Origin of the sequence: Algibacter luteus (genome assembly GCF_030344935.1) — a bacterium.
GTDB classification, from domain to species: Bacteria; Bacteroidota; Bacteroidia; order Flavobacteriales; family Flavobacteriaceae; genus Arenitalea; species Arenitalea lutea.
Genome location: NZ_CP128313.1, coordinates 94757 through 118252, shown reverse-complemented (window position 1 = coordinate 118252; position 23496 = coordinate 94757). Strand labels below are relative to the sequence as shown.

Below are 23496 nucleotides of genomic sequence, written 5' to 3'. Positions count from 1 at the left end.
ATCAAGCATGTTTTGGCTCTTGGGCTAAACAGGTTTGGCCTATTAACTAACCATTTTTCTGAAGGTGTATCAGAAATACTAAAAAAAGTGTAAACAATGTATGTAGTAAAAAGAGACGGTAGAAAAGAACAAGTTATGTTCGATAAAATCACTGCCCGAGTAAAAAAATTGTGTTATGGATTAAACGAATTAGTAGATCCATTAAAAGTCGCTATGCGAGTTATAGAAGGACTTTATGACGGCGTAACAACCAGCGAGCTTGATAATCTTGCTGCTGAAGTTGCTGCTACTATGACTACTGCACATCCAGATTATGCACGATTAGCTGCACGTATTTCTGTCTCTAACTTACACAAAAACACTAAAAAAACGTTTAGCGACGTTATGGAAGATTTGCATAAATATGTAAATCCAAGAACAGGTAAAGACGCGCCGCTTCTTGCTGATGACGTTTACGAAGTTATTATGGCAAACAAAGAGCGTTTAGATTCTACAATAATTTATAACCGCGATTTTGGTTATGATTATTTCGGATTTAAAACCCTAGAGCGTTCTTATCTATTAAAACTAAATGGCAAAATTGCTGAACGTCCACAACACATGCTTATGCGTGTTTCAATTGGAATTCATTTAAATGATTTAGATGCAGCCATTGAGACCTACGAGTTAATGTCTAAAAAATATTTTACTCACGCTACACCAACATTGTTTAATGCGGGTACACCAAAACCGCAAATGTCTTCATGTTTTCTTTTAACCATGAAAGAAGATAGTATAGACGGAATTTACGATACCTTAAAACAAACGGCTAAAATATCTCAATCTGCAGGAGGTATAGGTTTAGCAATGCATAATGTTCGTGCCACAGGAAGTTATATTGCTGGAACAAACGGAACGAGTAATGGTATCGTGCCAATGCTTCGTGTATTTAATGATACGGCCCGTTATGTAGATCAAGGTGGTGGAAAACGTAAAGGAAGTTTTGCTATTTACCTTGAAACTTGGCATGCCGATATTTTTGAGTTTTTAGATTTGAAAAAGAATCATGGTAAAGAAGAAATGCGTGCGCGCGATTTATTTTATGCGATGTGGATTTCAGATTTATTCATGCAACGTGTTCAAGAAAATGGCGATTGGACCTTAATGTGTCCTAACGAATGTCCAGGATTACCAGAAACACACAGTGAAGAATTTGAAGCATTGTATTTAAAATACGAAGCGGAAGGTAAAGGTCGAAAAACTATTAAAGCACGTGAGCTTTGGGAGAAAATATTAGAATCTCAAATTGAAACGGGTACGCCTTACATGCTTTATAAAGATTCGGCAAACCGTAAATCGAATCAGAAAAATTTAGGAACTATTCGTTCTTCAAATTTATGTACCGAAATTATGGAGTACACCTCTCCAGATGAGGTTGCGGTATGTAATTTAGCCTCTATTGCATTACCAATGTTTATTAAAAATGGTGAGTTCGATCATAAAGAATTATACCGAATCACTAAGCGAGTAACTAAAAACTTAAACCGCGTAATTGATAGAAATTACTATCCTGTAATTGAAGCTAAAAATTCTAATATGCGACACAGACCAATTGGTTTAGGTGTGCAAGGATTAGCGGATGCATTTATTCAATTACGTATGCCTTTTACAAGTGACGAGGCTAAAAAATTAAATCAAGATATTTTTGAAACGCTTTACTATGCTGCGGTAACGGCAAGTATGGAAGAAGCCAAAGCTGAAGGTCCTTATGAAACTTATGAAGGTTCACCAATAAGTAGAGGTGAGTTTCAACATAACCTTTGGAATATTAAAGATGAAGAGTTAAGTGGCAATTGGGATTGGGAAAAATTACGTAAGCAAGTATTAAAACATGGTGTTCGTAATTCACTTTTAGTAGCGCCAATGCCAACTGCATCAACGTCTCAAATTCTTGGAAATAATGAGTGTTTTGAGCCTTATACCTCTAATATTTATACCCGCCGTGTATTATCGGGTGAATTTATTGTTGTGAATAAGCATTTATTAGAAGACCTAGTAGAATTAGGGCTTTGGAATGAAAACTTAAAACAAGACATCATGAGAGCTAATGGTTCCGTTCAAGGAATAGATATCATCCCTCAAGATATCAAAGAACTTTACAAAACGGTTTGGGAGTTAAGTATGAAAGATATAATTGATATGTCGCGTCATCGTGGATATTTCATTGATCAGTCACAATCACTTAACTTATTCCTTGAAGGTGCAACCATGGCTAAATTAACCTCTATGCATTTTTATGCTTGGAAAAGTGGCTTAAAAACAGGAATGTATTACTTACGTACTAAGAGTGCTGTTGATGCCATTAAATTTACCTTGAAAACAACTAAAATGGAAGAACCAGCAGCTGAGGTTGTTGAAGTAACTAATGTTGTTGAAGAACAGCAAGATGCTAAGAAAAAGAAATTGGCGGCACAAAATGCAGCTAAATTTGCTAAGGAAAAGACCCAGGAAGTAGAGGTAGAACCTATGTCTGCCGAAGAAATGAAAGCACTCATTGCACAAGCTAAAGAAGCTGAAGGTGATGATTGTTTAATGTGCGGATCTTAATTAATTCATTATTATTGGGTTTGTTCCCTCGAAAGGGGGAACCCCAAATTTATAAAAAAGACATCTTGAAAAAGATGTCTTTTTTTATTTAAAATAACTCTAGTTTTTTTATCTTCAATACCATTTAAAATACTTCATATGGTAAAAAGGTCTATTTTTTTTGGACTTTTAATTGTTCTAGGGGTTTTATTGTATTTAAATCCAAATTTTAAAACCATTTCTGCTGGAGTTGCTATTTTGCTCTTCGGTATGATTATGTTGGAAGAAGGTTTTAGAGTTTTTACTAAAGGCCCGCTTCAAACCATATTAAAAAAAGCGACCAATAAACTTTATAAAAGTATTTCTGTAGGAGCCTTTGTAACGGCTTTAATTCAATCGAGTTCACTTGTTTCTGTAATTACTATTTCATTTATAAGCGCTGGTCTCATCTCTTTAGGCGGAGGTTTAGGGTTAATATTTGGGGCAAATATTGGTACTACTACAACAGCGTGGTTAGTAGTAGGTTTTGGTCTAAAAATTAAAATCTCTGCCTTAGCAATGCCCATGTTGGTTTTCGGAATCATTTTTTCATTTCAAAAAAAAGAAGCTCTAAAAGGACTCGGTAATGTGTTGGCTGGTTTAGGTTTTTTCTTTTTAGGGATTCATTACATGAAAGAAGGATTCGATGTGTTTAAAGATTATATAGACTTAACTCAATATGCGGTTTCAGGTTATTTGGGAGTAGTCATTTATACTGGTCTTGGAATTATAATTACAACCATTTTACAATCAAGCAGCGCTACCTTAGCTTTAATTTTAACAGCGCTTTCTGCTGGACAAATTGAATATGAAAACGCATTAGCCTTAGCAATTGGTGCCAATATTGGTACCACAATTACGGCGGTTTTAGGGTCTTTAGGAGCTAATATAGCAGGAAGACGATTGGCAGGAGCTCACTTAATTTTTAATTTAACTACAGGTATTGTAGCTTTAGCAATCATTTTTCCGTTGGCAAGATTCGTGAACATTATTTCAGAATTAGTGCATATTGCCGCCACAGATTATACTTTGAAACTGGCTATGTTTCATACTATTTTTAATATTCTTGGGGTCATTTTAATGATTCCTTTTGTAGGTAAATTAGAAAAGTTGCTGTTGAAAGTATTCAAGGAACAAGCCGTAGATAAAAAGGCTATTGACGAGCCTAAATATCTTAATGAAGCCATACTGAGTTTCCCAAGTACCGCCATTTCATCTTTAATAAAAGAGTCGCAATATTTGTATAAAAACACCATTTTTGAAATTGTAACGCATGGACTAAATCTCCATAGAGAAGATGTAAAATCGGATTTGAAAATTAAAGAAGTCATTAAAAAATCTAATGAAGATATGAATATTGATGTGGATGAACTTTACTATAGTAAGGTGAAAACTATTTATGGTGAAATCATTAGATACGCTACAACAACTCAAAATGATTTGAAGCTTAATAAAAAACAACATCAGTCTATAATTGATATTAAAATTGCTAACCGAAAAATGGTTGAAATTGTTAAGATTGTTAGAGAAATAAATAAAAATATCAAGCTATCTCTTCATGGGGATAATAAACATTTATTAAAAGAGTATAATGAATACAGAAAGAAACTCACGAAAGTGCTACGCGTAATTTATTTATTTAGAACTGAAGAAGATTCGAAGAAGTATGCATTAAAATTAAAGGAATTAAAAAAAGAGGCTAAAGAAAATATTAGATTAAGTAATAAATCTATCGATAAGCTTATTCGAAAAAACTTAATAACTACTGAAATGGCATCCTCTTTATTTAATGATTATGCCAATGTTAACGACGTGATAAAAAAATTAATTGAGGTTGCAGAATTGTTATATGGCAAAACAGATTCACTTTTAGAAGAGAGTTAGCTCTCTAAATTTATTCTGGGAAAAGCAGCAACATTTAATGCAATTTTTTGTACTAAAAATACTATATTTAATGCTTAAAACTTAGATATGGATCAAAACAATTTTTTAGTAACCGCAGACTTATACGCAAGTAAAGAAAAACGATTTATTAACATGGTAATAGACACGATAGGTTACTACGCGTTTTCTTTTATAATTGGTCTAATACTAGGGGTTTTTGAGCTTTTAGGAATTTCAGGGCCATTAAATTTTATTGCATCAATGGGAGCTATCGGTTCGTTTATATTCAGTATATCTATCATGCTTGCATACTTTTGCTTGTTGGAAGTGCCTTTTCAAAAATCTCTCGGGAAGTTTGCAACAAAAACCATAGTAGTAATGGAAGACGGAAGTAAACCAACTTTTCAAGATATTTTTATAAGAAGTTTATGCCGTTTAATACCGTTTGAGGCATTTTCATTTTTAGGGCAAGATGGCAGAGGCTGGCACGACTCTATGTCGAATACCTACGTGGTTGAAATTGATAGGTTTGAAGCGAAGAAAAGGTCGCTACATGAATTAAACCAAATAGGTGTGGCTCAAGATTTATAACATCTATTTTTAGAAACAAAAAAGCATCCCGTAAAAGGATGCTTTTCGTATTACATTAAAATGGATTAATTAATCTAATATAGTATTTTCTGCTACTGCTTCATTGTTTTCAGACATTAAAGCGAAAAATTTATCAATGTTTGGAAGAATGATAATTCTTGTACGTCTGTTTTTCGATCTGTTTTCAGCCGAATCATTTTCAGCGATAGGTTGGTAACTACTTCTTCCTGCTGCAATCAACTTTTCAGGAGCTACGTTATATTCTTCTTGTAATTTACGAACAACAGAAGTTGATCTTAATACACTTAAATCCCAGTTATCAGTAATGTGACCTGTATTTATTGTTCTAGAATCTGTATGCCCTTCAACCATAACATCTAAACTTGGCTCAGAGTTAATAACGTCTGCTAACTTCTTTAAAACATTATCGGCTTTAGAACTTAATCTATAACTACCACTATTAAATAACATATTATCAGCAATAGAAATCATTACAACAGTTTCATTAATATTTACTGCAAAATCTTCATCTTCGTTCATATTACTTTCGCTTATCGTTTTTTCAAGGTTATAAGCAACAGCTAAATTCATTGAATCTTTAAGTGTTTTTGCGTTAGCTAGTTTTTCAGCGCTAACGTGTTGTAAAGTTTCACGCATTTTAGCTTTTGAGTTGTTCGACATAAAAGCAACACCTTCAACAACATCTAATTTTGAATCGTTTTCTAGCTTAAGAGATGCGATTTTAGAATTGTAAGCATCAACACGAGTTTGAATTTGTTCAAATTTAGCTTCTAAATCTTCTTTAGCAACTTGTGTTTTTTGTAATTCACTTTTAATCTCACCATTTTCTTGTTGTAAGGCTAGATACTTCTTTTTTGAAACACACGAAAAGGTGAATACTGTAATTAATAATAAAATTGAAATGTTTTTCATAATAATAACTTTAGGTTTTTATTATGTACGTTTAAAGTTGATTTATAGATGTTGAAATGTGAATTTTTTGTAAAAAAAAGCATCTTTTTAAAAGATGCTTTATATAATAGATTTCAAGCCTAGAACAACTTATTTGTATTGGCATAAATATGAAGTTTGAACTGGGACTTTAACCTGGAACTTTTCGTTGGCATCAACTGTATAAGATTCGCCTGATTTAAAAGTTACCCAATTGGAACTTCCAGGAAGTTTAACATCCATTTCACCTTCTATGACTACCATAGTTTCATGAGTAGATGTTCCAAATTCGTATATACCTATTTCCATGACTCCTATAGTAGATTTTCCTTTTTCAGATGTATAACCTAAAGATTTTACATGGCCATTAAAATATTCATTTGTTGAAATCATAAATTAAAATTTTGTGTTTAAGTTCTAAATGTAAAAACACCTCAATTGAGGTGTTTTTTATAATGAATTTTATATTTTAATAATTATTCTTCTGCGTTTTCAGGTAGTTTGGCGGGTTTTACCGAAGCGTCATGCGAATGGTAATATTCTTCCAAAAGATTCATTGTTGCCGTTAGTAAATCTTTTGTTTCTAATAAAATACTAAAGTAAAGAGTTGTATTTTTTGGGCTAGATTCTTCGGTTCTAGTTCTTGATACTTGTTTGTTAATCTTATCAGTTACTAAATCGAAAACTACTTTTTTACGTTCAATAATTTCTCCAACATGTTCAAATGAATGCGTATCGAAAGCTGTTTTAGCATTGTTAAATAAATCCTCCAAAGCTTCTTCAACTTCCTTAAGTTCTTTAATCTGACTAAACTTAAGCTTTTTATGATTATTGTTAATATGCTTATAGCTAACTTTAGAGATGTATTCTAAAGATTGTGTCATATCCTGTAAATACCCTAAAATATTGATATAAAAACTACTCGCTCTTAAACTTGTTTCTTCTAAGTTTTTAATGAAGAAGAATATATTATCACGTAAGTTATCAACTTCAGTAGATAATTTATCTACTTGTTTTTGATTTTTCTTAAGCATTTTTAAATCTTGTTTTGCTAAACCATTTACAGCATTGCTATAAATTTTATTTCCTCGTTTAACAACGTTTGCAATATTACTTGCACTTTCGTGAATAACACCTTGCACAGATCTACTTCCTGTTGCTTTTAAACTATCTTCTTCTACTACTTTTGAAGAACTGATTTGATGCGATTTATAGTTTCTATATAATAAGAAAGCTGTAATTAGTAATAATATTGGAGTCATTACTTGAGGATTCCAGTTTATTAAAAACACAACAGTTCCAGCAGCTACAAAAGCTCCAATTGCAGTTCCAAACCACCCAGCAATAACATTTAATACACCAGCTACTCTGTAAACAGCACTTTCCCTTCCCCAAGCTTTATCAGCTAAAGACGTACCCATTGCAACCATAAAAGTTACGTAAGTTGTAGAAAGAGGTAATTTCATTGAAGTTGCAATAGCAATTAATACACCAGCAACCATTAGGTTAACTGAAGCTCTAATCATATCAAAGGCAGGAGCGTCAATACTTTGATCTTTTGTAAGAATAACATCAGATTTTTTAAAGCTATTCCCTATACTATTTTGTAAAGAATTTGGAATAATGGCACTAAAATACTGTGATAAACTCGTTGAACCTTTTACTATAGCTCTTGATAGCGCATTAGGCTCAAATTTTTCATGAGTTTCACCCTGTCTTGATAAACTTATTTCTGTTTCTGCTACCGTTTTTGCTTTCTTAGAAAGCCATAGCGTAATTACCATTATAGCTCCAGCAATAAATAGTAATAAAGGTTCTGCAGGTACTTTCTTATCTAACACAGCCATAGACATTGTAGAATCCATACCATTAGCTATCCAAGCCTCATAAGAGTGATATGCTGCCATTGGTACACCAATAAAGTTTACTAAATCATTACCAGAAAATGCTAATGCAAGTCCAAAGGTACCTACACCAATAACAACAAGTAAAACGGTTTTTTTAGTAATTTTTTCAAAAATGAATGAAAACAAAGTCCAGAAAACAAAACTTCCAAGAATAATCATTGATTCGTTTCCTTCTACAAGTCCTTTTAATTCTTTATAGTAAGGCGTTCCTTTTAATCCTTTTAAGAAAATAAAATAGGTAATGGCAGTTAATGCTAAACCTCCAAAAAAGATACCGAACTTTTTTATTTTACCTTCATAGTTAAATGTAAAAAGAAGACGAGAAATCCATTGAACAAGCGCTCCAACTGTAAAGGCTATTAAAACAGAAAGTAAAATTCCACTAATAATAGTCAGGGCAGTTTCTGTATTAATATAATTCCCTAAATCTGCTAGAGTTTCTTCACTTGAAGCACTAATCTTGATTATAGACATCACTACGGCAGCACCTAATAAGTTAAATACAATAGATACAGTAGTAGATGTAGGTAACCCAAGTGTGTTGAAAAAATCTAATAGCAGAATATCAGTAATCATTACTGCCATAAAAATTAACATGAGCTCGCCAAATTCAAATTGAGCAGGAATAAAAATACCTTTTCTGGCAACTTCCATCATACCACTTGAAAAAACAGCTCCAATAAAAATACCTAAACTCGCAACAATCATTATGGTTCTTAAAGAGATTGCTTTAGAACCAATTGCTGAGTTTAAGAAGTTAATTGCGTCATTACTTACACCTACAACGATATCAGCTACGGCTAATATGGTAATGGCGATTAACATGAATGTGTACAAATTTTCCATAATTACTTATATATTTTGCAAATATCTTGACTGTTAAGGTCTGAAATGTTACGTAATTGTTATTTTTTTAAATTAAAAATGTAAATCAAAACCAAGCCTAAAGGTAATATTATCTTCGTTACCTGCAATAGTAGTATAGCTTAAATCGCTTTGTACTTTTAATTTATGACCAACAATAAATTTATTTAAACCAATTGTATATTGTTTACGTGGTAAAGTACTTGTAATTGATTCGAATTCAACCGTAGTAAAACGAGCTGCAAGTTCATAATTACTCTTAAATAAATAACCAGCTTGTAAATTTAAAGCATTACCAGTTAAAACGATATCTCCAGTAGGTGTTACACCATCAGCTTCTGTAGCAATTTCATTATCTGCGGTACGTTTAGCATATTCACCCATAAATGAAAATCCATCAAATTTAAACATCGCATCTGCAAATATGGTCGTCTGGTCTGTTTCGTAAATTGTTCCGTCCGTTCTTTCCATATAATCACCTGCAAAACCTCTTTCTCTAACCGCGTCTTGGTTATAGTTATAGGTAAAGCCTAACATTAATTTTGGTTTTGCTTCACGTTTTAAATCAGATTGACTATAATCTCCTTTAGATTTGAAAGCCCCGAAAGGTAAAAGTTCTAGTCTGGCAGTATATTGTAATCCTCCTTCATTCCCCTCAGTTACATTACGCCCTTCACCTTGTGAAATTGCAAATTTTTCACGCATTAAGAAGTTGCCTCCTAAATTGGATTTATGACGGAGTTGAATTCCTAAATCACGATCTATATTAAAACGACTGTTTAATAAAGAACGATCAATAAGTTGAAGATTTGCCGAAGACACGACACGCTCAACATTTCCAGGAAGTTTAGTTTGTCCTGCCCAAAGTTCCCAGTTTTCAGCAAATTGCCACATAATAACGGCATCTAGTATGTAACGTGGGGTATTTCTGTTATAATCATTAGCTCCTGAGATATCTCTGTTTGATAAGCCTAACTCAATTTTATATTTAAGTTTAGGGCTATAGGCAAAACCATCGAATTTTAATCGAGCACGACGTACAATAAAGTTGTGTTCTGGACTTCCATATTGGTCTCCATCATGATCCCAAGAAGATATAGAACGAACCTGAAAACGAGGTGCAAATTTTACACTAAAAGAGCTGTCTTTAGCAGTGAAGTTAATTAATCCTTTTCCAAAAGAAGTATCACTGATTTCTTGTGCGGTAACGTTAATAGCAAACAAAAAAAGTGCTATTAGGGTAATTTTTAATTTCATTAGTATATCATTAATTTTTGTCGTTGCAAATAAACAACTCTAATGTTAACTCAATGTTTCCTAACTATTAAATTTTTGCATAAAAAAGACTGCCTTGGCCTAAGGCAGTCTCATTAGAAATCATGATAATGTAGTCGACAAAAACTAATAGATTATATGAAATACTAATTTTTTGTCTCAAGACGAAGCAAATATCTAATTTTTAGTTAATCTTAATGTAATCTCAATATTAATTAATTATTAACTTTCCAATGTTAAATCTTTTATTTTAACAAACTGTGAATCAAATAAATACAAGCTTAATGTTATCTTAATGTTAATTAAGTGTTGCTTTAAGGTTATGTAATTTGTATCTTTGGGGTATAATGTTAAACACCCATAATTATGAAGAAATTTATTTTATTTCTTGCCTTTTTAATTACTGTGGTTTCTTTTGCTCAAGAAAAGCAAAAGAGAGATTTAAAGCTTAATGAAGACACCAATTTAATTGAAGTTGTTTACTATCATGACAATGGCGTTGTAAGTCAAACTGGAACTTATACGTTAGATGGTAAATTACACGGTGAATGGTTAAGTTTTGATACAGCAGGCAAAAAATCAGTTTCAGCAAATTATGATAATGGTAAAAAAGTCGGCAAATGGATTTATTGGATTGACGGAGTTAAAAAAGAAGTCAATTATACTAATAATGTCGCGTCTATGTAATTACTTATAAAGACGTACAAAACAAAAAAGCATCCTATTTAGGATGCTTTTGGTTTTTATTAGGCTTGTATAATTTAATTACTAAAGGTCCAATTGGCTCCCCAAGTGGCATAGTCTGTTCCGGTTGCAGAACCTTCGCCAGTATAGAAATCTGCATCAGTAAAAATTACCGTTGTATCATTCTTCATTTTAGTTGTTACATCAACAAAAGTTACGCCTGTTACTTGTAAATCATCACTTACTACGCCATTACCAGTATCTTCATCATCAAAATCAAACCCTTCGGCATAACCAGTAATATGAATGTTAGAGAATATACCTTGAGTTCCAGCCCTAAGTCTTACTGCCTCAGAAGAATTAGTTGAACCTTCGCCTACTATAGTTACATTATTTAAAGTTGGTTTAGAGAAAATTCCTGTGGCATTACTAAAGTCTGTATTATAGCCATCTGCTTCAATTGCTTTATCATCTGAAGCCCTGTTTGAAATGTAAACATTAGTTAACGTTCCAGAATAGCCTTCAGTCCAATCCACTGAGTCATCTTCAGCATTGATAACCGACACATAACTTGCGTTAACGGTTCCACCAAAAAACTCAATACCATCATCTTTTCCTGCATAAGCTTGAATATAATTTACTACAGTACCACTACCTACACCGTAAAAAGAAAATCCGTTATTTTCTGATTGTCCATCTGCAGCACCACCAGAATACTCAACTCGAACGTAGTTTAAAGACCCTGAATTATCATCTGCAACATTTCCTCCGTAAGGTAAACTCGCAATTTCTGAAGTTGCAGTAGCAGTTCCTGTTACTGAGTTTATAGGCGCATTTCCTAATAAAATTAATCCTCCCCAATCTCCAGCTTGTGGGTTTGTAGCGTCAGATGTAAATACAATTGGGCAATCGGCTGTTCCATTTGCTATTATCATTGCACCTTGGGAAATGGCGATATAAACATTTGAGCCTGAAGCTAAAGCCTCTATAGTCATGCAGGCAGGAATAGTTAATGTTGTTCCGCTTGCCATGATTAAAGATCCATTTAATTTATAGGTTATGTTCGCGTCTAAAGTTAAATCTTCAGTATATGTTCCAGATAAGAAAATAGTTTGAGGATCTGTAGATCCGCCACCTGAAGTGTTGTTAGTAACACTGTTATCATTTATAATAATATCTGCAGTGTCGTCAGTAGAGCATGAGAATATCATTGAAACTAATGCTATGCCTAAGATTAATTGTTTTTTCATTGTTATCGTTTTTAATTTAATTTTTTGATTAAGTTTTATATTTAAAAATTGTATTTAAGTTGAAGCCCTATATTCATACCTCGCTTGTAATCGGTAACACCTTTTCCGTTGGCAGATACCACTAGAACATCCCCTAAATTTTGATCTTCTCTAACGTATTGAATGGTTGGATTTAATATGTTTTTAGCACTAAAGTTGATTTCGAAGTTTTCTTTGATGGTATTTTTCCAGATAAAATCTAAGGTCGGTACACTTTTTTCTACGATGTTTCCTAAGTCTCCAGAGCCCAATGCATCAATACGATCTGAGAAATAAGAGAATACTAAATTGGCAACAGGTTGGTAGTTTTTAAATGTTGGCGAATAGCTAATATCAGCATTAAGCAAGAACGGCGATGCACCTTGTAATTCGTCCTCATTTCTATTGAAAGCTAAATCGAAAGTACCATCAATGGTTTCATATAAATCTTGTTTGGTTTTCATGTAAGTAGCGTTAACACCAAATGATAAATTTGCGTTATCGTCTTCATCAACCAAAAGGTTTTTTCTTAATTCAATTTCAAAACCATAAATAGTTGCTTGGTCTCCAGTACGAACATAACGTTGAGTTCCTGTTGCATCACCAACCACAACTAAATTAATTGGGTTGTCTATTTGTTTTGTGAATGCTCCAAAAGAGAAGATTTCATTTTTACTAAAGAACCACTCGTATTTTAAATCGATATTTAAGATGTCTGAATAACCCAATACATCTGGGTTTCCACCTATTCTTGTAGAAACATCTTCGTAGACAAAGGGTGCAATTTCTTTAAATTCTGGGGTTGAAACTGTTTTACTTGCAGATAAACGCAGATTTTGGTCATCGTTTAAGGTGTATTTAATGTTTAAACTTGGTAATATAAACGTTTCTTTTGAAGATTTTGAATCTACACCATTGTTACCCAAATTAATAACATCATAAGAAATATTTTGCTCAAAACTTTCCAATCTTACACCAGGTACAAATAACCATTTATCTCCAGCATTAATTTCGGCATCTACATAACCTGCGTAAACATTAAGATTTCCGTTGTATGAGTTTTCAAATAGACCTGGTCTATTGGTGTTTGATAAAGTTGGATAAGGATTTATAACTTTAATTTCGTAAATACCATTTGATGCATCATTAAGATTTAGGTTGTCAAGATTGAAAATCGCATCGAAATTATTAACATCGGTAATTTGGTAATCACCGTCTACAATATCATAACCATATCTTATGTTATTGAATTGTCTCGTTTTATGGCGGCCATTGTACCCTAAATTAAACTTTAGTTTATCGTTAGGTTTGAAGGCTAAATTGAAACGACCATTATACTCATCGTCTTCAATTTTTTGAAAGTATCGTTGGTTATCAAAAACTACATTACTATAAAACGTTGGGTTTGTAGTTGAGTCATTATCCAATGCGTATTGATAATTTTCAACACTAAAACGCTTTCTGTCAGGTTGATCTGAAAACACCTTGTTATATCCAAATCCCCAATCCAATTCGAGCTTACCAGATTTATGGCTTCCTAATAATTGGTTTACAAACATTCTAGTTTGATCGAACTGAATGTTTTGTTGGTAGAAACCTTGATCGGTATTTAAAATAGCATCTCTATTTCTTCCGTTTCCATCAATCCCGTAATAACCTACTTCATCTGAAGAACTGTTTATGAAAACTGAATTAAAACTTATGCGATTATCGCTATTTATTTTATAGCCTACATTTGCCATAGCACTGGTGGTTGTGGCGTATTCATATTCTTCTGAAGCGTCAAAGGCTTTTTTCTCAACTGTTGTAAAATCTACATTCTTACCAGTTCGGTATTCATAACTATTTTCAAAACTACCAGTTACAAAAACACTTAATTTTGAGCCATTATTAAAATTGAATGAATTACCTATTGAAGCACCATATGCTACATTTACAGGAGTATCTACATTAACCGGGTCTACGCCATGCGATAAAATAATTGCAAACGGGTTATGCGCATATCTACCATAATATCCAAAATAACCAGAACCCTCGCTTCGTACAAAGTTTTTGTTTATGGCATTGGTGTTAAATCCAGTTCCAGAAAACACATCTACAGCGAAGCTACCAGTATGTTCTTTTGACGTAATATCCACATTACCTGCAGCAAAATCTCCGTAAAATTGGGCGGCATAGGCTTTACTGATAGATACGTTTTGAATAACATCCGATGAAAATAAATTTAAATCGATATTCTTTTTATTCACATCATTAGAAGGTAATGATAAACCGTTCATTGAAGAATTTAAATATCTATCGCCTAGACCACGCACATAAACATTACTTGAACCTTCTTGCTTTGAAACTCCCGAAATTTTAGCGACTGCGCCAGCAGCGTCACTAACACCTTTTCTTGATAGTTCTTGAGCACCAATACTCTGTTTTATTTCAACAGCTTTCTTTTGCTCTAATAATAAAGCTGTTTCGCTTTCTCTTTTAGTTGTAGTTGTTATTACAACTTCATCTAAAGAAGCGGCACTTGCACTCATCGCTACATTAAGTTCTGTTACTTCTCCAGCAATAATGGAAACGCTTATTTGTTGAGTTTCATAACCTACGAAGCTAAATTCTAAAATGTGAGTTCCAACTTCTAAATTTTCAATTTTATAGACCCCATCAAAGTCCGATGTTGTTCCCTTTGTAGTTCCTTTTATTAATACGTTAGCAAAAGCTAAGGGCTCATCATTAAATTCTTTATCTGTTAGTGTTCCAACTACCGATCCAGTGTTTTGTGCAAACGACATTAAAGTTGAGAACAGTACAAAAAGTAATATAATTTTCTTCATTATTTATTTTAAATTTCTTGGTGCAAAGAAACCATCATACTGTAAAATCTGTGTTACCTTAACTTTAAAGAACAGTCATAAAAGCGTTAGATTAATGTTATCAAATACAATATAAAATCTTGAGTTGTTTACATTGAATTAACATTACTATAAGTCAAAAAAGCAATGTTCTTAACACAAACTGAATTGGTATAATTAAGAGGTACAAAAAAAAGCAACTCTCATTTTACTTGAGAATTGCTTTTTAAATTAAATCTATCGTTTTGAAACGATGATTTTCAACTAACTAATTATTTAATGCTGTTGATTTTGTTTGATTATCAGCACTGGCCATCACAGAAACTAAATCTTCTAACGATATTGTATCGGCTTCTAAAATAATATTTACCGAAGTTGTGTTATGTGATGCTATTGTTATTTTAGTCTCTTTAGTTTGGTATCCTGTAAAACTACTTACTATAGTATATGTGCCTTCGTTTAAGTTTTCAAACTTAAAAAAACCTTTTTCATCACATAATATTTCGGCTCCAGTTTCTTTAATTTTAACCTTCGCAAAAATTAAAGGTTCGTTATTCGATTCAAAATCTAATAAATTACCATTTACTGAACCAGTACTTTGTGCAAACGCAACGGCTGATAATAAAATTAAAGTTATTGTTAAAATGTGTTTCATCAATTATTTTCTAATTCAAGACAAAAATACTTCAGTAAGTGGTTTAAGGTGTTACCAAATCATTAAACAACTATGATTAAAATGTTACCTTAATGTTAAGCGATTTTATGTTTAATTTTTAATAGGAAATGTTATCTTGCTTCCTCATAAAATTTCACCATGAACTGGGAACAATTACTATCTTTAAAACGCTTTGGCGACACTAATAAACGCATCAGAAAAGAACAAGACGAAACCCGTTTAGGATTTGAAGTTGATTATGATCGCGTCATTTTTTCTTCAGAATTTAGAAGCCTTCAAGATAAAACCCAAGTCATTCCACTGTCTGATACCGATTTTGTGCACACGCGTTTAACACACAGTTTAGAAGTTAGCGTTGTTGGGCGTTCTTTAGGTAGACGGGTTGGTCAGAAATTATTAGAAAAACACCCGCATTTACAAAGTGTACATGGGTATAAAGCCAACGATTTTGGAGCCATAGTTGCAGCGGCAGCATTGGCGCACGATATTGGCAACCCGCCCTTCGGTCACTCTGGCGAAAAAGCGATAGGCGAGTTTTTTATTAACGGAGCTGGTAAACAATATAAAAGTGAACTAACCGACAAAGAATACCAAGATTTATGCGATTTTGAAGGAAATGCTAATGGCTTTAGAATCCTTACCGAGAGTAGGGCAGGACGCCAAGGCGGACTCCGACTTAGCTATGCAACACTTGGCGCTTTTACAAAATACCCTAAAGAATCGCTTCCAAAAAAACCAAGTAAGCATATTGCCGATAAAAAATATGGGTTTTTTCAAAGTGAAAAAGAAGGGTTTGTTGAGGTAGCTAAAGAATTGGGTCTGAATAAACGAAGTCAAAAAGCAGAAAGTTATTCAAGGCATCCTTTAGCTTACTTAGTTGAAGCCGCAGACGATATTTGTTACACCATTATCGATTTTGAAGATGGCATTAACCTAGGTCTGATCCAAGAAGAATTCGCGCTAGAGTATCTCATCAATATCGTAAGAGATAAAATAAAAACCGAAAATTATTACGCCCTTACCACCAAACAAGATCGGGTGAGTTATTTACGAGCCCTAGCCATTGGCACATTAATTAATGAGGCCGTTGATATTTTTATGAAAAATGAAGATGCTATTTTAAATGGCGATTTTGATTGCGCATTACTTGATAAAAGTAAATACGAAGCCCAAATAAACGATATCATAAAAATTAGTGTAGAGAATATTTACCAATCTACCGAGGTGGTCGATAAGGAAATTGCAGGTTACGGCGTCATCAACGCATTACTAAATACCTACACCACCGCAGTAAACAACAACTACAACAATACTGCATCAAATTACGACAAGCTCATTTTAAAAGGCCTTCCAAAAAGCGTTAAAACCACTAATACTAGTTTATACAATCGCTTATCCAGTGTATGCTATCACGTGTCTTTACTTTCAGATAGTAAAGCTATTTTAGAGTACAAAAAAATAAAAGGGATTAGTTTTTAAAAAAATAAATTGGTGCGCCTGCCTGCCGGCAGGCAGGTTACCACAAGGGTCGGGCTATACATTACAAGTCCTCGCTTAGTTCCTCGCTGTGGGCTTTTCACTGCTATCCCTAACGCATGGTTAAAATTAAATAACGAGCTTAATTTTTAACCAATTCTAACTCAATTTGCTCTAACGATTTTCCTTTGGTTTCTGGAAGTATTTTTAGCATTACAAAAAATCCAACAAACGCAATCATTCCAAATATAAAAAAGGTCGTTGCATTACCAAGAACAGATAACTCCCATGGGAAAATAAGCTGAACCATAGCACTAATAAAAGAGTTTATAAAGGCAATACAACCAATCATTAATCCTCTATATTTTATTGGAAATAATTCAGACAATAAAACCCACATAACTGGACCTAAAGAAAACGCAAAACAAGCTATAAAACCTAAAATTCCAATTAAAACTAAGGTAGCGTTCATAGACGTAGCTACCTCTAATATGGCACCGTCGTTTTTCAAATAAACTTGGTTGCCCAAAGTTAGCTTCATATCGTTTTTAAAGTCAATGTCATTATCATATTCCTTATCTACTAAAGGCATTAATTGAGAAGATTCTTCAAACTGAAGTTGCGAAATTTTATCCGAAGTTAATTTATAAGTGGCACCACTAAAACTATAGGCACACAATAATAAACTTGCTGCAATTCCTGCTGTGCCAATTAAAAGTAATGGTCTTCTTCCCATTCTATCAATTAAATACATAGACACAAAAGTGAAAATTACCGAAATAGTACTTAGTAACACTCCAGACGAAAAGGATGCATCAGTACCAATTCCTGTTTGTTTGAAAATAGAAGTGGCATAAAAATAAACCGCATTTATCCCAGTAATTTGTTGTAGTACACCAACAACTAAACCTACAACAAGTATAAAACGTAATGACCGTTTTAGTAAGTCTTTAATGATTACTTTATCCTTGTTTTTCTCTGCTTTAATTGCATTTTCAATAGTTGTTATTTCCAATGCACTTCGTTCTGGTCCGTGAATTTGATTTAAAACTATTTTTGCTTCGTCAATTTTATTTTTTAGGTATAACCAACGCGGACTTTTAGGCACCAGAAATAACGCAGCGAAATACAACAAAGCAGGAATTAATTCCACACCCAACATCCAACGCCAAACATTGTCATCAGTTAAAAAAGTGCTTTCTGGTGTATTGTACTTATTAAAAAGGTAATTACTTAAAAAAGCTGCAAAAAACCCAAAAACAATATTTAATTGCTGAATCGCTACCAACTTGCCTCGATTTTCTGCTGGAGATACTTCGGCAATGTACATTGGTGCTAATACAAGTGCAGCACCAAATGCTAAACCACCAATAATACGAGCTATGTAAAGCATTTCGTAAGAGCTTGCAAAGGCCGACATAAGTGCAGACAAAGCATACAAAAAAGCCACTGCAATAAGTATTTTTTTTCTGCCCAAAATATCACTCAACCTACCTGAAATAAGCATTGCAAGCATTGCAGCGAAAGATGGTGAACTTACAACCCAACCGGTTTGCCCTTCAGTTAAGTTAAACTCTGGCGATGCATAAGACATAACTCCGGATATGATACCAGCATCAAAACCAAATAAGAACCCACCTAAGGATACTACAAAAGCTATAAATATAATTTTTTTAGACATAATTAATGGGAAGTTTAGTTGGTTAAATCAATATTTACAAAAAACGAAGATATTATTTTCTATCTACAAACTTTGCCCGAAAGTTAATAAATTATGGTCTGGGTCAAGTATCGAAAATTCTCGTTGTCCCCATGGTTTCGTTGCTAATTTACCATTTGGATGAATCGTGGTATTGTTGTCTAATAAAGATTGGTAAAACGCGTCAATAGCATTCGTTCTGATATAAACTTGACCGTAATTCTTTTTAGGATTCAGTTTTTTGAATAAAAAAAAGTGAATCTGTATTTCATCCTTTTTCAACATCAAATAATCCTCGTATTCGGTGTTGCCAAAAGCATTAAACCCAAGTTTGTTTATGTAAAATGCTTTAGTAACATTTAAGTTACGCATGGGCAATTTCGGGTTGATATCGGTTAGCATGATATATATCGCATTAAAGCATCAAAATAAGAATTTAATTTTGAATTGCTTTTAAATTCGAAGTATGGATTCAATAGTATATTTTAAGCTTTCTGCATCTAAACCAATAGATTGCTGTAATACATTCACACCACCATGCTCAATAAATTCATCAGGTACACCTAAAACATTTATGGTGTTTGGGTATTGGTGTATCGCAGCAAATTCTAAAATAGCACTTCCAAAACCACCTTTTATACTATGGTCTTCAACAGTTACCACGATGTCATATGTTTTAAAAATAGAATGTAATAAATGTTCATCTAAAGGTTTTACAAAACGCATATCGTAATGCGAAACATCTAGATTTCCTATAGCTTTTGTAACATTCTTAGCCATTATACCGATGCTTAAAACGGCAATATTTTTACCTTTTTTGAGCGCAACACCTTTACCAATTTCAATTTTAGAATAGGGTTGTTTCCAGTCTATGGTAACACCACGACCTCTGGGGTAACGTATGGCAATGGGTTGCTTTAAACCCAATTGTGCTGTGTACATAATGTTACGTAACTCTAGTTCATTTCGAGGGGCAAAAATAATGAGGTTCGGTATACAGCGTAAGTAACTCAAATCGAAAACACCATGGTGTGTGGCACCATCTTCACCTACCAATCCTGCACGGTCTAAACAAAAAATAACAGGTAGTTTTTGTAAGGCCACATCATGAATTATTTGGTCGTAAGCACGCTGTAAAAACGTGGAATAGATATTACAGAATGGTATTAATCCTTGGGTTGCCATACCTGCTGCTAAGGTAACAGCGTGTTGTTCTGCAATACCAACATCAAACGCTCGGTCTGGAATGGCTTCCATCATGTATTTAAGCGAACTTCCTGTTGGCATTGCAGGTGTAATGCCAACAATGTTTTTATTTTGTTCTGCGAGTTCCAGAATGGTATGCCCAAAAACATCTTGATATTTAGGCGCTTGAACTTCGTTTGATTTTTCTGCTAAGTCACCTGTTTTGGCATCAAATTTTCCTGGGGCATGATATTTTACTTGGTTTGCTTCAGCTTGTTTTAAGCCTTTTCCTTTGGTTGTAATTACATGAAGAAGTTTTGGTCCATCAACAGTCTTTAGTCGTTCTAATTCCGCAATAACGGTATTTAAATCATGACCATCAATTGGTCCAGAATAATCGAAATTTAAGGCTTCAAAAATATTATCTTGTTTCTGAGTGCCTTTTTTTACATTGGTTAAATATTGTTTTAAGGCACCAACACTTGGGTCTATACCAATAGCATTATCGTTTAGAATAATCAATAAATTAGCCTTGGTAACTCCGGCATGGTTTAAGCCTTCAAAAGCCATCCCGCTGGCAATACTTGCATCGCCTATTACTGCAATATGGTGTTTGTTTTCACCTTTTAATTGAGAGGCGATTGCCATTCCTAATGCTGCTGAAATGGAGGTTGATGAATGCCCTACACCAAAAGTATCGTACTCACTTTCATCGCGTTTTGGAAAACCACTAATTCCACCAAGTTGTCTATTGGTATGAAAAATGTTTTTTCTACCCGTTAAAATTTTATGCCCGTAGGCTTGATGGCCAACATCCCAAATGAGTTGGTCTATAGGGGTGTTAAACGCATAGTGCAATGCAATGGTGAGTTCCACGACACCTAAACTAGCTCCTAAATGCCCTTCTTTGGTAGCAACAATATTAATGATAAACTCACGTAACTCTTGCGCAAGTTGAGGTAAGTCTGTTTGATTTAAAAGACGGAGTTCTTTAGGCGAGTTGATTGTATTTAATAGACTTTTTTGCACGAGACAAAAGTACAAGAATGAATTTGTATTTTTGCTATTATGATAGAACCTTTTGATGACACCTACTTTATGAAGAAAGCACTGCAGGAAGCTGAAGCCGCTTTTGAAAAAGGAGAAATACCAGTAGGAGCCGTTGTAGTGATTGAGAATAAAATAATTGCACGCGGACATAATTTAACTGAAACCTTAACCGATGTAACAGCTCATGCCGAAATGCAAGCCATAACAGCTGCTGCTAATTTTTTAGGTGGAAAGTATCTTCAAAAATGCACTCTGTACGTCACGTTAGAGCCTTGCCAAATGTGTGCCGGCGCGTTGTATTGGAGCCAGATTTCTAAAATTGTGTATGGCGCAAGAGATTTGGAACGCGGATGTATTAATTTAAAAACGAAATTACACCCAAAAACTACGATTACTGGTGGTGTTTTAGCTGAAGAAGCCTCAACTTTGATGAAACGATTTTTTGTTGAGAAACGAAATTTAAATTAACGAATAAAGCCCGACCCTTGGGGAACGCCCTAAAACTATAATTTATTACGCTTTTGATTTTCGCGCATTTTATCAAGGTTTTCTTTGGTAAGCATATAATCTTTGAGATTTTTATCTTTCCAACGGTGGTATGAAAATAGCGGAAATACGATTAAAAACAATCCAGCAACACCAAAACCGATGAGTTTTTGTGCATAGTCTACCTGCAATGTAAAACCAAGAATGATACTGGTTAATGCTGCGATGGTGAGTATGAGGATGAGATATTTCATTTACTAAACTATTGTGTAAAATTGATAAGTTGCTGCCTGTATGCCGTTAATAGTTTTGATCGGGATATATAGCCGAAATATTTTCCGTCTTTTGTTACGGGCAAATTCCAAGCACCGCTGGATTTGAATTTATCCATAATAACATTCATATTGTCCTTATCGTAATCAATAATTCCTGCATCGGCATGCATAAGGCTTGCCGCGTCTACTTTGTCGTAGAGGTCCGAATCGAACATCATATGCCTGATGTCATCTAAACGGATGACGCCTAAAAACTCGTGATTATCGTTGACTACAGGAAAATGATTTCTAGAGGATTTAGCCACGGCATTTTTGAGTATTTCGCCAAGTTTCATTTCTGGTTTTAGTATGATGAAATTGGTTTCAATAACCTTGTCGATATCTAAAACCATCAACACGTTTTTGTCTTTGTCGTGGGTCATTAATTCCCCGCGTTCAGCTAACTTTAAGGTGTAAATAGAATGCGATACGTAATATTTTGTAATGGAAAAGGAGATAGCAGAAACTATCATTAAGGGCACAAAAAGTTCATATCCACCTGTAATTTCTGCAATAAGGAAAATGGCAGTTAAAGGTGCATGAAGTACTCCTGCCATTAAGCCCGTCATCCCAATAAGCGTGAAGTTAGATTCTGACACATGAAAATCTAAACCAATATTATTAATAATTTTAGCAAATGCATTACCTAAGGCACTTCCCATAACAAGCGTTGGGATAAAAACTCCACCAACACCACCTGCACCAAACGTAGTGGTCATGGCAATGGCTTTAAAAACAGAGATGCCTAATAAAAGTCCGATAACAATCCAGATGTTTGATAAATCGAGATCAAAAGGCGTTGTGCCTATTGCTGCAAGATGATCGCCTTTCAAAAGGTTGTTCATAATACCGTAACCTTCACCGTAAAGTGGTGGTATGAAATAAAGCATGGTGCCTATGGCTAAACCTCCAATTAAAAGCCTTACGGCCCGACTTTCAAATTGTTTAAAGAAGTTGGTTATAGAGAAAAATACTTTTGAAAAATAAACTGAGGCGAAGGCTGTTACTAAACCTAGTAACGCGTAAAATGCAATATCGTTAACCTCGAACTTATCGGTAAGTTCAAAACGTAATAATACATCGGTTCCAGTAAAAAGATAGGAGGTAACCACCGCAGAAACTGAGGCTAAAAGTAACGGAACAAGCGAGGTAAAAGCAATATCTAAGCTGAAAATTTCGATTGCAAATACAATGGCCGCAATAGGAGCTTTAAACATAGAAGCCATAGCGCCGGCTGCAGCACAACCTATTAAAAGCATACGCGTTTTGGTGTTCATATGAAATAATTGAGCCGCGTTTGATCCTAATGCGGCACCAACACTTACGGCGGGCCCTTGCAGTCCTACCGAACCACCAAACCCAGCTGTTAGGGGCGCTGTAATTAACGATGCGTAAATATTATATCTTGGAATTATACCATTCAGCTTTGAAATGGCATACAGAGTTGAGGATATACCATGACCAATGTGTTTTTTTAACCAAGTTTGCTTGATGATATAAACCAATAAAAGCCCAATTATTGGTAAAATGAAATATAATGTACTTTGGTAATCTTGAAAAATGTATAAGCTAAAGAAATACCTAATATAGTATGTTAAGTTTTTAAGAGTTACAGTTCCAATACCTGCTAAAAAACCTACCAAAATACTCAGTATGTAAACAAATTGACGTTCTGAAATGTGCTTGTATTTCCAGATTAAGAATTTGCGTAGAAGGCTTTTAAAGGTAGTTGGCAT

At 33.9% G+C, this 23496-nt stretch carries 18 protein-coding genes; 6 read left to right on the top strand and 12 right to left on the bottom strand.

Annotated features, from left to right (window positions below):
* Positions 1-96: 96 nt before the first annotated feature.
* The 3 genes from O5O44_RS00455 to O5O44_RS00445 all read left to right on the top strand — a co-directional run bounded on the left by O5O44_RS00455 (position 97) and on the right by O5O44_RS00445 (position 5079).
* The gene (locus O5O44_RS00455) at positions 97-2586 is read left to right on the top strand and encodes a ribonucleoside-diphosphate reductase subunit alpha (protein WP_289195300.1); all 2490 of its coding nucleotides are present in this window, start codon (positions 97-99) and stop codon (positions 2584-2586) included.
* Between the two features lie 138 nt (positions 2587-2724).
* Entirely contained in the window at positions 2725-4488 is a 1764-nt protein-coding gene (locus O5O44_RS00450; protein WP_289195299.1) for a Na/Pi cotransporter family protein, read from the top strand.
* An 87-nt stretch (positions 4489-4575) separates the two neighbouring features.
* Complete coding sequence (locus tag O5O44_RS00445) at positions 4576-5079, top strand: RDD family protein (RefSeq protein WP_289195298.1); 504 nt, start codon at positions 4576-4578, stop codon at positions 5077-5079.
* Positions 5080-5148: 69 nt separating this feature from the next.
* Here O5O44_RS00445 and O5O44_RS00440 read toward each other — a convergent pair whose 3' ends face one another.
* The 4 genes from O5O44_RS00440 to O5O44_RS00425 form a co-directional block, all read right to left on the bottom strand.
* Positions 5149-6012 (bottom strand): OmpA/MotB family protein, encoded by an 864-nt coding sequence (locus O5O44_RS00440; protein WP_289195297.1) that lies wholly within the window; start codon positions 6010-6012, stop codon positions 5149-5151.
* A 129-nt stretch (positions 6013-6141) separates the two neighbouring features.
* A complete protein-coding gene (ppnP, locus tag O5O44_RS00435) occupies positions 6142-6423 on the bottom strand; it encodes a pyrimidine/purine nucleoside phosphorylase (protein ID WP_289195296.1) in 282 nt (93 codons plus the stop codon).
* Between the two features lie 83 nt (positions 6424-6506).
* Complete coding sequence (locus O5O44_RS00430) at positions 6507-8783, bottom strand: inorganic phosphate transporter (RefSeq protein ID WP_289195295.1); 2277 nt, start codon at positions 8781-8783, stop codon at positions 6507-6509.
* Between the two features lie 72 nt (positions 8784-8855).
* On the bottom strand, positions 8856-10058 hold the full coding sequence (locus O5O44_RS00425; protein WP_019386753.1) for a porin: 1203 nt from the start codon (positions 10056-10058) through the stop codon (positions 8856-8858).
* Between the two features lie 384 nt (positions 10059-10442).
* On the opposite strand from O5O44_RS00425, the gene O5O44_RS00420 reads away from it, so the two are divergent.
* Positions 10443-10763 carry a toxin-antitoxin system YwqK family antitoxin gene (locus tag O5O44_RS00420; RefSeq protein WP_019386752.1) on the top strand — a complete coding sequence of 107 codons (321 nt, stop codon included), beginning with the start codon at positions 10443-10445 and terminating at the stop codon, positions 10761-10763.
* A gap of 74 nt (positions 10764-10837) precedes the next feature.
* Here O5O44_RS00420 and O5O44_RS00415 read toward each other — a convergent pair whose 3' ends face one another.
* From O5O44_RS00415 to O5O44_RS00405, 3 genes are all read right to left on the bottom strand, one after another.
* Entirely contained in the window at positions 10838-12010 is a 1173-nt protein-coding gene (locus O5O44_RS00415; RefSeq protein ID WP_289195294.1) for a beta-helix domain-containing protein, read from the bottom strand.
* 41 nt (positions 12011-12051) lie between these two features.
* Positions 12052-14856, bottom strand: coding sequence for a TonB-dependent receptor (locus tag O5O44_RS00410; protein ID WP_289195293.1), 2805 nt, complete (start codon positions 14854-14856; stop codon positions 12052-12054).
* Positions 14857-15142: 286 nt separating this feature from the next.
* The gene (locus O5O44_RS00405; protein ID WP_289195292.1) at positions 15143-15529 is read right to left on the bottom strand and encodes a carboxypeptidase-like regulatory domain-containing protein; all 387 of its coding nucleotides are present in this window, start codon (positions 15527-15529) and stop codon (positions 15143-15145) included.
* Positions 15530-15688: 159 nt separating this feature from the next.
* Between O5O44_RS00405 and O5O44_RS00400 the strand changes: the two genes are divergently transcribed.
* Positions 15689-17029, top strand: a complete 1341-nt coding sequence (locus O5O44_RS00400) for a deoxyguanosinetriphosphate triphosphohydrolase (RefSeq protein ID WP_289195291.1) — start codon at positions 15689-15691, stop codon at positions 17027-17029.
* A 139-nt stretch (positions 17030-17168) separates the two neighbouring features.
* Here O5O44_RS00400 and O5O44_RS00395 read toward each other — a convergent pair whose 3' ends face one another.
* The 3 genes from O5O44_RS00395 to dxs all read right to left on the bottom strand — a co-directional run bounded on the left by O5O44_RS00395 (position 17169) and on the right by dxs (position 20939).
* Positions 17169-18707 carry a sugar porter family MFS transporter gene (locus O5O44_RS00395; RefSeq protein ID WP_289195290.1) on the bottom strand — a complete coding sequence of 513 codons (1539 nt, stop codon included), beginning with the start codon at positions 18705-18707 and terminating at the stop codon, positions 17169-17171.
* A 63-nt stretch (positions 18708-18770) separates the two neighbouring features.
* Entirely contained in the window at positions 18771-19127 is a 357-nt protein-coding gene (locus O5O44_RS00390; RefSeq protein WP_289195289.1) for a bleomycin resistance protein, read from the bottom strand.
* Between the two features lie 51 nt (positions 19128-19178).
* The gene (gene dxs, locus O5O44_RS00385; RefSeq protein ID WP_289195288.1) at positions 19179-20939 is read right to left on the bottom strand and encodes a 1-deoxy-D-xylulose-5-phosphate synthase; all 1761 of its coding nucleotides are present in this window, start codon (positions 20937-20939) and stop codon (positions 19179-19181) included.
* Between the two features lie 39 nt (positions 20940-20978).
* On the opposite strand from dxs, the gene O5O44_RS00380 reads away from it, so the two are divergent.
* Entirely contained in the window at positions 20979-21428 is a 450-nt protein-coding gene (locus O5O44_RS00380) for a nucleoside deaminase (protein ID WP_019386744.1), read from the top strand.
* Between the two features lie 35 nt (positions 21429-21463).
* Here the strand turns inward: O5O44_RS00380 and O5O44_RS00375 are convergent, their stop codons facing one another.
* On the bottom strand, positions 21464-21700 hold the full coding sequence (locus O5O44_RS00375) for a hypothetical protein (protein WP_019386743.1): 237 nt from the start codon (positions 21698-21700) through the stop codon (positions 21464-21466).
* 8 nt (positions 21701-21708) lie between these two features.
* A complete protein-coding gene (locus O5O44_RS00370; RefSeq protein ID WP_019386742.1) occupies positions 21709-23496 on the bottom strand; it encodes a chloride channel protein in 1788 nt (595 codons plus the stop codon).